This window comes from Geobacillus sp. G4, from assembly GCF_040327975.1.
Classification (GTDB): Bacteria; Bacillota; Bacilli; order Bacillales; family Anoxybacillaceae; genus Geobacillus; species Geobacillus thermoleovorans.
Genome location: NZ_JBEPJY010000007.1, coordinates 58,405 through 70,850 on the forward strand (window position 1 = coordinate 58,405; position 12,446 = coordinate 70,850).

Sequence of the window (12,446 nt, forward strand, 5' to 3'; positions counted from 1 at the left end):
ACTCAAAAGGAAATTCATTTGATATCAGAACGAAAAAATCCTCCCGATTTTCGTCGGGAGGGTGCGAAATGTGAGGTGAAAAATAAAGCTTCTGAAGCATATTATGCCTCAGAAGCTTGTTCGACGGCTGTTGCAAATCGCCGGCGATGTTGCATCGTAAAATACGCCATCGTTCCAACCATCATGGCGACGATAAACAGCAGCAACTTACCGATGTTTTCCCACATAAATGAGAAATCGCCGCTTGAGATGACCGCTTTGAATCCGAAAACAGAATAGGTCATTGGGAGCCATGCGTTAAAATGCTGCAACGAACGCGGAATGAGCTCGAGCGGGAACGTTCCGGCGCTTGTTGTTAATTGCAAAATTAATACGACAATCCCAATAAACCGTCCCGGATCCCCGAAGGTTGTGACGAGAAATTGAATGACAGATAAAAAGGCAATGCTTGTGACGACGCTAAACAAGATAAAGAACGGAACGCTTTTCACTTGTAAGTCAAGTCCGTAAAGCAATACGCTATCGGCCAGAAGCGCTTGAAAAATCCCAACCCCAATGAGCACACCAAATTTTGCAAAAAACCAATGAAATGGCGAACGTGGAACCGCTGCTGGTTCGCGAAGCGGGAAGACAATCGAGAGTAAAAGCGCCCCAACAAACAAGCCTAACGACAAGAAATATGGTGTAAATCCTGTTCCGTAGTTTGGCACTTCATTCACTTTTTCATTTTTTACTTTCACCGGTTCTGCAAACATGTCGTATACGTCTTTATTTGCTTTTACGTCGCTTGGTTTTTTGGCCCCTTCTTTTAACTGATCCGCTAGTTCTTCCGAGCCGTCTGTCAGTCGATTCATCCCATTTTGCAAATGCCTTGTCCCACTCGTTAATTCATTCATTCCGCTTGCTAGTTGCTGCGAACCATTCGCCAATTGATGGGCGCCGTCTTGCAGCCGATCAGCTCCTTGAGCAAGCACTTGCAGACCAGAGGTCAGTGTTTGGCCGCCATTCGCGAGTTTGTCAGCTCCTTGTTCCGCTTCTTTCATTTTTTCGTGCAACGTGTTCATGCCTGCGACAAGCTTTTCTTGGCCGTTCAAGAGTGCATTGGCGCCATTGACAAGCTGCTGTTGTCCAGAAAGCAGTTCGTCGACCCCGCGGTCGAGAGCAATATGCCCTTCATGCAGCTGTTTCGCCCCGCTGTTTAACGACGCTGCTCCTGATTGTAATGCTTTGGCTCCATCGTTTAACTGCGCAATGCCGTTTTCGACTTGTTTGCTTCCGAATGATAATTTCTCAACATTTTCCTTTAGCCGCTCATACACCGCCTTTTGTGTCGGATCGGGGGTTTGAGCAATGAGTGCATCAAGCTGCGCCGCTAACTGTTCAAGCCCGCCTGTTACTTGGGTCGCCCCTGTTTGAACCCGAGCCGCCCCTTGTTGCCATTGCGCAAGCGATGATGCTAGCTTTTCGGCTCCCCCGCTTAATTGTTCCGAACCTTGCAAAAGCTGCGGCATGCGGGCATCGAGTGTTTGCATTCCTTCATATACGCGTTTTGCACCGGAAGCAAGATTTGCGGTTCCCTCTTGCGCCTGTTTTGCTCCGTCAAGCAGCTGCCCTTGCCCGTCGACCATGTGTTTCATCCCGTTGTCAAGCATTTGAACCCCTGCTTGAACTTGCGTGGAACCATTGACTGCTTGATTCAATCCGTCAGTAAAGGCCATGGATTTTTCGGCAAGTGTCGCTAAATGATGATGCAAATCTTTGGATCCATCCTCCGCTTTTTTCATTCCATCATACAGTTTGTTTGTTCCATTTTTTGCCTCGCCGAGACCATCATGTAATTGTTTGGCTCCATCGCTCGCTTTTGTTAACCCGTCTGCTAATGTTTGAATGTTTTCAAACATATTTTCTGCGTACGTTTCCGTTAACGTTTTGGCTACTTCTGTTTTGATTTTTTCAACCGCTGTTCCGCCAATTTGGGCTGATAAAAAGTTAAATCCTTCATTGGGCTTGTAAATAAGTTGAAGTTTTTTCGGGTGATCGTCTTGCAACGTCGTCGCATTTTGTGAAAAATCTTCAGGGATTTGAATGAGCATATAGTACTTTTGTTCTTTTAATCCTTTTTCCCCTTCATGTTCGTTTACAAAATGCCAGTTAAACTGTTTTTTTTCTTTTAACTTTTCAACAAGATCATCGCCGAGATGAAACGCTTTCCCCTCAAACGTTGTCCCCTTGTCTTTGTTTACCACGGCGACAGGAAGTTCGTCCAAATGATCGTATGGATCCCAAAACGCCCATAAAAACATGCCGCTGTATAGAAGCGGAATAAATAAGACAGCTATAATCGGAATCAGTGTTTTCCGATTGGATGCAACTGCTTTCCATTCCTGCATCCATAATTGAAATGCACGCACATGCGGAACCTCCTTTTTAATAATATTGACCGATTTGTCCATTTAGTCATTTTTTTTGTAAAAAAGAGAAGGATGGTCATGGAGACAATCCTTTTTACCGATATCAGCCGAACCGTTGGGCAATCTTTTGTTGAAACAATGGTTCGCGTTCCTTCCCCCAATCAACGTTTAAAGTCATGTGCCATTCACTCTGATGAGTTGTTGCATCAATCATTTGTTTCTTTTTATCTAACAGGGGCGTTCATCTTTTTGACCAAATGGACGTTTTGGTCATTTCGTTTTATATCTTATCATAAACAATACCTGCATGCAACAAGCAGAAATGATTCATTCATGTTTGAAGTGCGATAAAATATAAAGCCCATCGTTCATCTATAAAATTTCCGATTTTCCGTTTTCATCTTCCATACAAGCTGAGTGTGAAACGTGGCGAGTAGCCAGCTGAATGCAAAATCAATTTCATCATGTTCAAAAAGAAGGCGCGCCTTGCCGCCTATCAATGACAGCGCGCCGCAAGATCTAAAAGGCTGGTGATTTAGTACAAAATGCTGCTAGTTCCATCTATTTCCCAATTAGAAAAACCTTGCGAAATCAGCCTTCTTTTTTGGCGAAATGCCGCTGATTTGCTCGTGACAGCCGTTTTTCACCGGCCTTCTAAGCAGGCAGACGGACAAGAAACTCCGACCCTTGCCCGAGTTGGCTTTGGACGTGGATCGTGCCGCCGTGAGCCTCGACGATCCATTTGGCGATCGACAGCCCAAGGCCGTGGCCGCCTTGTTGGCGCGAGCGCGTTTTGTCGACGCGGTAAAAGCGGTCGAAAATGCGGCCGATGTCTTCAGGCGGGATGCCGATGCCGGTGTCTTTGACAGAAAGGATGAACTGCTTCGGCTCGGTGCGGATCGATAGCGTCACGTCTCCGCCTTCCGGGGTGTATTTGATCGCGTTGTCAAGCAAAATGTACAGCAGCTGCGTCAATTTGTCCGGGTCGGCGGTGACAATCGCCTGTTCTGGGGCGTGAAAATGCATCGTGATCTGCTTTTTCGCCGCGAGTTCCGACACGAGCTGAAACGTGCGCTCGGCGTGCGGGCGAAAATCAAACGTCTGTTTCGAAAGCTCCAACGCGGCGTTCTTCGCATCGGCACGGGCGAGCGTCAACAAATCGTTCATCAGTTTCGTGATCCGCTTCAACTCTTCGCGCAGGCGGTCGAGCAGGCGGCGGGCGAAGTCGTTTTTCATCACATCCTCTTCCAACGCGAGCGCCTCCACGGACGAGAAGACGACGCTCAGCGGCGTCCGCAGTTCGTGGGAGGCGTCAGCGACGAACTGGCGCTGCCGCTCGTATGCTTCTTCAATCGGGATGAGCGCTCGCTTGGACATAAAGTAGCTGAGCGCCACCCCGACGGCGAGAAACAGAACGGCCAGGCCGATGAGCACAACGAGCAGCCAATGGAACACCCCGAAAAACGACGTGACGTCCATCCCGATATAAAGCATGCCGGCAAAATCCCCATGAATGATAAGCGGATAGGCAACAGCGAGCACCCGCCAGTCGCGGGCGGCGGCGCGGGCGAGGCCGGGCATATGCTCGGGCAGCGACACGGTCACATATACAGGGGTGCGCTCGCCTGTGTCCATGCGGGACAAGACGTTCAAAAAATACGGGCGCAGGCGCGGATGAATTTCATCCCCAGCAAGCAGATCGCCGTTTGGGCCGATTACGTAAAAGAAAAGTTGATCTTCACTAAGCAGGACGACGCTTTCGTCATGAAACAAGTCAAAATCGCTCTGCTTCAGTAAAAACTGCTCGATCGTATTCGCCTCTTGCTCGGCGAGGCGGGTGATGCGCCGCTCTTGATCGGACGTGGTGATCCAGTAAAACAGTGCAGCGGCGATTAGGATAAACAAGGCGAGAAACAAGGTGAAAATGCCGCTATAGAGCGCTGTCAGCCGCCAATGGGCGCGGCGGAACAAGTCGGCGCTTCCTAAGCGGCGCAGCCAGCCGCGCCATTCATTCCATCGATTTATCAATTTTATATCCCACCCCGCGCACCGTTTGAATGACATCGTCTTTCAACTTTTTGCGCAATAGTTTGATCGTTGCATCGATCGTTTTCATCGACACATCCGCATCCCACCCCCAGACGCGGTCCAAAATCGTCTCCCGCGGAACGACTTGGCCTTGGTTTTGCACGAGCAGGTCAAGGAGCTGAAATTCGCGCGGGGTGAGGAAAATTTCCTCATCGCCGCGGTGCAGCGTATGGCTTGTCCGGTTCAATGTGAAGCCGTGAAACGTCACTTTTTCCTCTTGGAGCGGGACGAACGTGCGCCGGGCGAGCGCTTTTAAGCGCGCGACGAGCTCATCGATTTCAAACGGCTTGACCAAATAGTCATCCGCCCCGGCTTCAAGCCCGGTGACGCGGTCTTGCACCGCGTCTTTCGCCGTCAGCATCAAAATCGCACCCGTATAGCCGTTTTGCCGCAGGCGGTTGCAAATGTCCACCCCATCGCCGTTTGGAAGCATCCAATCGAGCACGACGACGTCGTAAAACTCCGCCATCGCGTAATCGTATGCGTCTTCGCCCTCTTGAACCCAATCGATATGGTCGATTCCTTTCTTTTTTAATAAGTGCACAATCAACTCCCCTAAATGGAGATCATCTTCCGCAAGCAAAATTTTCATCGCCTTTCCTCCCGTTCCAGTTTCCTTGTTTTTATCATACCAAACATCCGTGAAAAAACGGTGAAAAAGCTGTGTGCTTGGCTTCGCTCGCTAATGGAAGGGAAGGAATTTCACCATTTTTTCACTTTCCATGGTTATGATGATAGGCGAAGAGGAAAAGGAGGAGATGACAAATGGACATGATGCCATTTGAACCAACACCCACTCCGCAGCCGAAACGCCGCGGCCGCTTCGTATCGTGGCTTGCCGCTTCCGTCGCTGGAGCGGTGATCGGCAGCGCGGCGACATGGTATGTAGCGCCGAAATGGATTTACGGGGAAACCCATTCCCAAACGGAAGCGGCGGAAACGACCGCAAAAAGCGAGGCGCTGCCATTGCAGCCGACGGCGAACGTCAAAACGAATATGATTGACGCCATTAACAAAGTGGCCGATGCGGTCGTCGGGGTCGTCAACATTCAGAAGCAAGTGGACTTTTTCTCTGATCAAGCACAAGATACTGAAGCGGGAACGGGTTCGGGCGTCATCTTTAAAAAAGAAGGCAATGTGGCCTACATTGTGACGAACAACCATGTCATTGAAGGAGCGAACAAAGTGGAGGTGGCGCTCCCGAACGGCAAAAAAGTGAAAGCCGACATCGTCGGCGCGGATGCACTCACTGACCTCGCCGTCTTGAAAATCCCAGCCAATGGCGTAACGAAAGTGGCGAGCTTCGGCGACTCGTCGAAGGTAAAAATCGGCGAACCCGTGGCGGCCATCGGCAACCCGCTTGGTCTTGATTTGTCGCGGACGGTGACGGAAGGCATCGTCAGCGGCAAACGGACGATGCCGGTGTCCACCTCAGCGGGCGACTGGGAGATTGACGTCATCCAGACGGATGCGGCAATCAACCCGGGCAACAGCGGTGGGGCGCTCATTAACAGCGCGGGTCAAGTGATCGGCATCAACAGCATGAAAATCGCGGAAACGGGCGTCGAAGGGCTCGGCTTTGCCATCCCGAGCGAAAACGTCAAGCCGATCATCGAACAGCTCATGAAAGACGGCAAAATCAAACGCCCGTACCTTGGCGTCCAGCTCGTCGATGTGGCCGATTTGTCCGATGAAGTCCGCGCTGATGAACTGAAATTGCCGTCCAACGTGACATATGGTGCGGCCATCACGTCGGTCGAACCGTTCTCGCCGGCGGCCGATGCCGGGTTGAAGTCAAAAGACGTCATCGTCGCCATCAACGGCGACAAAATCGACAGCGTCAGCGCCTTGCGTAAATATTTGTATACGAAAACATCGGTGGGCGATCGCATCAAACTGACGATCTATCGCGATGGGTTTGAGACGACCGTATCGGTCACCTTAAAAGCGAGAGACAGCAGCCAATCGTAAGAAACAGCGCCTCTTTTCAGCCGAAGCGGCTGGAAAGAGGCGATTTTCATTTTCGTGTGGAGCGCTTGCTCATGATGCTGGAGTATAAAGCGAAAGGAGACGGCTGTACGTTGATCCGTGTCGTCAGCACTTTGTATCGAGTCTGCTCATATTGCGAGAGCTGGCATGACGACGCGCAGCCGCTGCATGTCCGAGAGTGGGTGCGCCCGCAATGCAGGGCGCACCATGACCCGGATCATAACGCCGCTCGGAATGATGTTGAAGGAAGGGCTTCGTTTGCTGTCGTCACAAGGCAGCCGAACCGTGGGACGCACGGGGGCGGCTTGGCTGGCAGCCTGCCGTGGGGCGGGTATTTCCAAGAATTCCCCAACTCTAAGCGTGAGCGCAGATGGGAGAGTGTTCGTCCCCTCTAATTTTTGTGAATATATGACTATTTTTCCATTAGTAATAAATACTCTTTTTTTTTTTTTTTTTGAATTTCTAATAGAATTTTAATTACAAATATATTCATTTAACGGAGGTGTTTGTATTTTATGAAAAAATCTGCCTTGCTCTCTCCACTTGTCGCTTTGAGCCTCATTTACACATCGGGTGTTTCGTTGACGTATGCTGATTCGGGGGAGAAAGCAGATAAGGTAAAACTCCAGATGGAACAAGAAATGGACAAGAAACAGCTAGAAGAGCGTCAGGAAATCAGAAATTTAATCAATGAACCTGTTGATCAGGGGGAAAATCTCTCCATAAAGAAGGAAACGTGCTCCATTTCATAGAACATTACAACCATCAAGGCTGGAAGGGGATTCAACATGGGCCCAAGTGCACCGCTATGGATGTCAATGTTGTACTACCTCATGTGCACCGCGACGTTGCTCGCCGGTGTGGTGATGCTGGTGAAAGGAACGGTTCGCCGCTTGTATTCGCTCGCTGCGGTGCTTGCGGTGCCGCTCTTTTTTCTGAACAATTTTCACACGATCGCCAGGGTCGGTGTCGATCCGTTCGACTATTGGCAGCAATCCCTTATCGAAGGGCAATGGTGGGCGTGGCTGTCGCTTGCGTTGTTCCTTTACATCGTATGGTACTGGGGATTGCTTGTCCAGCGCATAGGAGGTAAAAAGGAAGGGCAGGCTTGGTGGAAGCGGCAGAGATGGATATGGGTTGTGCTGGCGGCAGCCGCGCCTGTCATCGTATATTGGGTGCAGAACATTGACAATTCCGTTGTCTCCTCGGTGCGGACGTACGAACCGTCCAACGCTCATTTGCCGCACGGTCCGTCAGCGCGTATTTTCTTTTTGTATTCTCACCCGTTGGAGCGGGAGTCATATATCGTGGAGGCGGACGAACATCATGTGCGCAAAGTGGTGACGCTGAAAGCAGTTGGAATCTCTCACCTTTCGCCCGCTTCTTCAACAAAGGAACTGTTGTTGTGGTCCGATTATACAGGAAAGTATGTGTATCGACTAAATCCAGACACATGGACGGTTGTCGATCAAAAGCGGTCTCCAGCCCTCTTTCCTTTGCCTCATTGGAGGGAGAGTGGGATATTCGTTCGCTGAACCAAGATGTAAAAACCAATAAACTAGAAGTAAGAAAAGAGGGAAAATTGTTATTTTCTAAACGATTCCCTCCCTACGTTCTTCAAGTTTTGCACGTAGCGCCGTATTTCTATGTGTTCGCCGATGTGATTGAAAAGGAACAAGGCGTATTGTATGTGATCGATCAACGCGGTGAGGTCGTGAAAGAAATTCCGTTGCTCACTTCCTCCGCCCGATCGATGGCGGCTTTCCGCAACTACCTTGTCATCGCCACGAAACCTCGTCTCACAATCATTGATCCGCATTCATGGCGAGTGACATATTGGGACATGGGGCAAGAGGAAACACGATTCGATCAGCTCCAAGTGAAAGGAGACGCGCTGTGGGTGAGCTATGTCCAGAGGGAAAAGTCGGGGTGGATTGCTTTGAACGATCAGTTCAAGCTGATCGAAAAGCATGAACTGCCTTCTGTGTACTGGGAAGCACGGTTTCACGGCGATTATGTGTATATATTGTTCGAGCCGCAGGAGGGGAACAAGGCGGACAATGCAGGAGAAATGAACATCTTCCAGCTGCGTACGGCCCAACTTGCCGCCAAGTTTACTGTGCCGAAACAAAAGCACAACTTGCAGACATTTTACGTGATGGATGAAATACAATGATAGTGCAGGAGATGACGGCAAGGGGGGAGAGGGACATACAATTCCGAGACTATGAAGAATTTTGGCCGTTCTATTTGACCCAGCATCGCAAACGAGCGACGCGGCGCTGGCATTTTGTCGGAACGAGCTTTGTCTTTTTGTTCATCATCATCGCGGCTGTAACGGGAAACGCATGGTGGCTGCTTGGCGCGCCGATTGCCGCCTACACGCTCGCTTGGTTCAGCCACTTTTTCATCGAAGGAAACAAACCCGCCACCTTCGGCCATCCGCTTTGGTCGCTTCGAGCTGATTTTCACATGTACGGGCTGATGCTTGCGGGACGCTTGGGGCGTGAGCTTGAGCGGATTGGGCTTTCAGAGGATCGGGATGTCAGCCAAAATGGATAAGAATCACGTTGAGAGGCCTTTCTCCCGACTGATTTCTTCTATCAGTGATTGTCGTCGATCCTCAAGGCTTTTGAGGGATCGAAGGACGACGACAATCCGGGATGAAATATCAGGGAGAAAGGCCCTTGTCCCCGCATTACTTCTTCATTTGTTCAATCTTTTCAAGCGGCAGCCCGGTCAGTTCATGAATCGTGTCGGCATCATATCCTTTTGCCAACATTCGTTTCGCAACATCCATCTTTGCTTTTTCCATTCCTTTCTCCATTCCTTTCTCCATGCCTTTCTGCTCGTATGAAACGATGAGTTCCATGACTTTGGCAGCCTCCTTCTCCTCCATTGTATTCACCTCATTTCGCAGTCGGATTTCTTCTTCATCCGATAACCGCAAATATGTTTCGAAAAAGCCGAACAACAGACGCTGTTTCGCCTCATCGAGCTCGAGGCGGGTGAGCATGCGCAAAAATTCCTTTTTCACTTCCACCTTCTCATCTTCATTATACCCCATTTTGCTTAACAGGGCGGCGGCGACCGGGTTGTCATGGCGGATGTACTCGCGCCACGGGAGTTTGCGCAATTCGATGGCCAAAAAACGGAAATCGAGAACAGCCCAAAACGGAAACTCCACAGTGAAAGAGGAAGGTTCATTACGGATGGCGTCATAGCTGAAGATAGCGATCGGAAGAATACGGCGGCGGTGTTTTTGAAATAAACGGCTGAAATAAATGAACATTCGCTCCGAAAAAGCGGGTTGGATGTAGCTTTGGTGTTCGATGTGGACAATGATCAGTCCATCTTCCCCTTTTAGCTTTGTCTCGATCAATAGATCGACTCGATGTTTTTCCCCTGCAGTAACATCAGTCAACACTTCTTCTGATAAAAAGGAAAGATGGTTAAAGTCAACATGCTCGTATACGCGCGGGAAGAAGAGGAGAACGAATTCTTCAAAAAACGTGCTTAACAACTCTTTAAACAGGCGATCATGGTCAATGCGCGTTTCTGACATGGTCTCCCTCCCTATTTATTTTTGAACTCCCATTTGTTTTATTCGATCCATGCAAGGCAAAATCCTGCCTGATCACAGCTTTTTCACAGAAGTTTTTTGTTCGAAGACAGGAAATAAGAGAAATGCTGTCGAATTTTGATGCTGATGGAAAAATGATGAAACCAACTGATGCTTCGGCCGTATGAATCATTGACGGGAAAGGAGGGGAGGGGGATGTGGTTCGGTCATCCGCCTGAAGTCGTATACGGAGCGGTGTTGGTGGTCAGTGCGCTGCTGACGGTGTTGTATTTTTTCTTCAGCGACGTGCTTGACGGCCTGTTCGATGTAGCCGATCATCCGCTGTTCAGCCCGCAGCTCATTTTATCATTTTTCATCGTCGGCAGCGCGGTCGGGCTGTTGGCGGAAATGTATACGGATTGGGCATCAGGTTCTATCATTTGGCTTAGCATTGGGGTGGCGCTTGTTGCCGTGTTGCTTTTGCACTTTTTCGTTTTTTTGCCGCTCCGCTCGGCCGAGGCGTCGCTTGGGTATACGGACGCCGATTTGGAGGGGGCGCTTGCTAAAGTGATCGTCTCGGTGCCGCCTGACGGGTTGGGCGAAATTCTCATCTCCCGTAAAAGCGGCGCGGTGGCCAAAGCGGCGAAAAGCGCAAATAATGAGGCCATTCCGTCAGGGGAAGAGGTCATCATCGTACAAATGGAAAACGGCGTCGCTGTGGTGGCGAGGCACGATCCGTATCACCTTTCCATCTAAAACAAAGAAAGGGGACCTGTCATGGTTGCGCCATGGTTGATTGTCATTGGTGTCGTCGTCCTGCTTCTTGTCGGACTCATTGCCATTTTCATCGCCCGCTACCGCACGGTCGGGCCGGATGAGGCGCTTATTGTCACTGGCAGCTATTTAGGAAGCAAAAACGTCCACGTGGACGAATCGGGAAACAAAATTAAAATTGTCCGCGGCGGCGGCACGTTCGTCGTGCCGATTTTCCAGCAGGCCGAGCCGCTTAGTTTATTGTCGATCAAATTGGATGTACAAACGCCGGAAGTGTATACGGAACAAGGCGTGCCCGTGATGGCGGACGGGGTGGCGATCATCAAAGTCGGCAGCTCGATTGGCGAAATCGCGACTGCGGCCGAGCAGTTTTTAGGCAAAACGCGTCAAGACATGGAAAACGAAGCGCGTGAAGTGCTTGAAGGCCATCTTCGCTCCATTCTCGGGTCGATGACGGTTGAAGAAATTTATAAAAACCGCGACAAGTTTTCGCAAGAAGTGCAGCGTGTCGCCTCGCAAGATTTGGCGAAAATGGGGCTTGTCATCGTCTCGTTCACGATCAAAGACGTGCGCGACAAAAACGGTTACCTCGATGCGCTCGGGAAGCCGCGCATCGCCCAAGTGAAGCGCGATGCTGACATCGCCACGGCCGAGGCGGAAAAAGAGACGCGCATCAAGCGGGCTGAAGCAGACAAGGAAGCGCGCAAGGCGGAGCTCGAGCGGCTGACGGAAATCGCGGAGGCGGAGAAAATCAACCAGTTGAAGCTCGCTGAGTTCCGCCGCGAGCAAGACATCGCCAAAGCGCGCGCCGATCAGGCGTACCACCTCGAAGAAGCGAAGGCGAAGCAGGAAGTCATGGCGCAACAAATGCAAATTAAAATCATCGAGCGGCAAAAACAAATCGAGCTGGAAGAAAAAGAAATTTTGCGCCGCGAGCGCCAGTACGATTCGGAAGTGAAGAAAAAAGCCGACGCTGAACGCTATGCGATTGAACAAAAAGCGGCGGCGGAAAAGGCGAAGCAAATCGCCGAAGCCGATGCGCAAAAATACCGCGTCGAAACGCTGGCGAAAGCGGAAGCGGAGCGCATCCGTCTCGACGGGCTGGCGAAAGCCGAGGCCGAGAAAGCAAAAGGGGAGGCAGAAGCGGAAATTATCCGCCTGAAAGGTCTCGCCGAAGCGGAAGCGAAACAAAAAATCGCCGAAGCGTTTGAGCGCTACGGCCAAGCCGCTGTGCTCGACATGATCATCAAGATGCTTCCAGAATATGCAAAACAAGTGGCGAGCCCGCTTGCGAACATCGAGAAGCTGACGATCGTCGACACTGGCTCAGGGGCAGGAGGCGGCGCCAACCGTGTCACGGGCTATGCGACGAACTTAATGGCGAGCTTGCAGGAGACGTTAAAAGCTTCGACGGGCATCGATGTGAAGCAGCTGCTTGAGAATCTCACGACAAGCGGTGCATCATCGGCCGTCACGGCCAAGCCAACCGTTGCCGAAGAGGCGAATGCGAGCCAGTCATGAACATGGTGTGCGGCGCCCTTGATCGAACGAAGGGCGCTTTTTTCGTGGTCATACTTGCGACATTCTTCGGAGTTGCGTATTAAGCATTGTTTCGCTATGAT

12 protein-coding genes are annotated in these 12,446 nt (G+C 50.6%); 8 read left to right on the forward strand and 4 right to left on the reverse strand.

The features are described from left to right. Positions 1-101: 101 nt before the first annotated feature. From ABS784_RS10220 to ABS784_RS10230, 3 genes are all read right to left on the reverse strand, one after another. On the reverse strand, positions 102-2,411 hold the full coding sequence (locus tag ABS784_RS10220) for a YhgE/Pip family protein (protein WP_352512387.1): 2,310 nt from the start codon (positions 2,409-2,411) through the stop codon (positions 102-104). A gap of 654 nt (positions 2,412-3,065) precedes the next feature. Further along, complete coding sequence (locus ABS784_RS10225; RefSeq protein ID WP_352512389.1) at positions 3,066-4,439, reverse strand: sensor histidine kinase; 1,374 nt, start codon at positions 4,437-4,439, stop codon at positions 3,066-3,068. Continuing rightward, the gene (locus ABS784_RS10230) at positions 4,420-5,091 is read right to left on the reverse strand and encodes a response regulator transcription factor (protein ID WP_352512391.1); all 672 of its coding nucleotides are present in this window, start codon (positions 5,089-5,091) and stop codon (positions 4,420-4,422) included. Before ABS784_RS10230 ends, ABS784_RS10225 begins: the two co-directional genes overlap by 20 nt. A 173-nt stretch (positions 5,092-5,264) precedes the next feature. Between ABS784_RS10230 and ABS784_RS10235 the strand changes: the two genes are divergently transcribed. From ABS784_RS10235 to ABS784_RS10260, 6 genes are all read left to right on the forward strand, one after another. Continuing rightward, positions 5,265-6,470, forward strand: coding sequence for a S1C family serine protease (locus tag ABS784_RS10235; protein ID WP_352512393.1), 1,206 nt, complete (start codon positions 5,265-5,267; stop codon positions 6,468-6,470). 71 nt (positions 6,471-6,541) lie between these two features. Beyond that, a complete protein-coding gene (locus ABS784_RS10240) occupies positions 6,542-6,883 on the forward strand; it encodes a zinc ribbon domain-containing protein (protein WP_031212124.1) in 342 nt (113 codons plus the stop codon). 120 nt (positions 6,884-7,003) lie between these two features. Then, on the forward strand, positions 7,004-7,240 hold the full coding sequence (locus ABS784_RS10245) for a hypothetical protein (RefSeq protein WP_023633339.1): 237 nt from the start codon (positions 7,004-7,006) through the stop codon (positions 7,238-7,240). Between the two features lie 36 nt (positions 7,241-7,276). Further along, positions 7,277-8,023: a hypothetical protein gene (locus ABS784_RS10250; RefSeq protein ID WP_236620403.1), complete on the forward strand. Its 747-nt coding sequence runs from the start codon at positions 7,277-7,279 to the stop codon at positions 8,021-8,023. Positions 8,024-8,148: 125 nt separating this feature from the next. Beyond that, positions 8,149-8,664, forward strand: coding sequence for a hypothetical protein (locus ABS784_RS10255; RefSeq protein ID WP_223812544.1), 516 nt, complete (start codon positions 8,149-8,151; stop codon positions 8,662-8,664). After that, a complete protein-coding gene (locus tag ABS784_RS10260) occupies positions 8,661-9,050 on the forward strand; it encodes an Mpo1-like protein (protein WP_011229842.1) in 390 nt (129 codons plus the stop codon). Before ABS784_RS10255 ends, ABS784_RS10260 begins: the two co-directional genes overlap by 4 nt. A 136-nt stretch (positions 9,051-9,186) precedes the next feature. Here ABS784_RS10260 and ABS784_RS10265 read toward each other — a convergent pair whose 3' ends face one another. After that, on the reverse strand, positions 9,187-10,053 hold the full coding sequence (locus ABS784_RS10265; protein ID WP_011229843.1) for an Rpn family recombination-promoting nuclease/putative transposase: 867 nt from the start codon (positions 10,051-10,053) through the stop codon (positions 9,187-9,189). 213 nt (positions 10,054-10,266) lie between these two features. On the opposite strand from ABS784_RS10265, the gene ABS784_RS10270 reads away from it, so the two are divergent. Both ABS784_RS10270 and ABS784_RS10275 read left to right on the forward strand, forming a co-directional pair. Next, positions 10,267-10,806, forward strand: a complete 540-nt coding sequence (locus ABS784_RS10270; RefSeq protein ID WP_023633337.1) for an NfeD family membrane protein — start codon at positions 10,267-10,269, stop codon at positions 10,804-10,806. A gap of 21 nt (positions 10,807-10,827) precedes the next feature. Further along, positions 10,828-12,345 carry a flotillin lipid rafts scaffold protein FloT gene (locus ABS784_RS10275; protein WP_011229845.1) on the forward strand — a complete coding sequence of 506 codons (1,518 nt, stop codon included), beginning with the start codon at positions 10,828-10,830 and terminating at the stop codon, positions 12,343-12,345. Positions 12,346-12,446: the final 101 nt, after the last annotated feature.

What these genes read in the sequence shown, in the direction of transcription:
- ABS784_RS10240 (WP_031212124.1), top strand. Translation starts at nt 6,542, where the DNA reads ATGATGCTGGAGTATAAAGCGAAAGGAGACGGCTGTACGTTGATCCGT.
- ABS784_RS10250 (WP_236620403.1), top strand. Translation starts at nt 7,277, where the DNA reads ATGGGCCCAAGTGCACCGCTATGGATGTCAATGTTGTACTACCTCATG.
- ABS784_RS10265 (WP_011229843.1), bottom strand. Translation starts at nt 10,053, where the DNA reads ATGTCAGAAACGCGCATTGACCATGATCGCCTGTTTAAAGAGTTGTTA.
- ABS784_RS10260 (WP_011229842.1), top strand. Translation starts at nt 8,661, where the DNA reads ATGATAGTGCAGGAGATGACGGCAAGGGGGGAGAGGGACATACAATTC.
- ABS784_RS10270 (WP_023633337.1), top strand. Translation starts at nt 10,267, where the DNA reads ATGTGGTTCGGTCATCCGCCTGAAGTCGTATACGGAGCGGTGTTGGTG.
- ABS784_RS10230 (WP_352512391.1), bottom strand. Translation starts at nt 5,091, where the DNA reads ATGAAAATTTTGCTTGCGGAAGATGATCTCCATTTAGGGGAGTTGATT.
- ABS784_RS10275 (WP_011229845.1), top strand. Translation starts at nt 10,828, where the DNA reads ATGGTTGCGCCATGGTTGATTGTCATTGGTGTCGTCGTCCTGCTTCTT.
- ABS784_RS10235 (WP_352512393.1), top strand. Translation starts at nt 5,265, where the DNA reads ATGGACATGATGCCATTTGAACCAACACCCACTCCGCAGCCGAAACGC.
- ABS784_RS10245 (WP_023633339.1), top strand. Translation starts at nt 7,004, where the DNA reads ATGAAAAAATCTGCCTTGCTCTCTCCACTTGTCGCTTTGAGCCTCATT.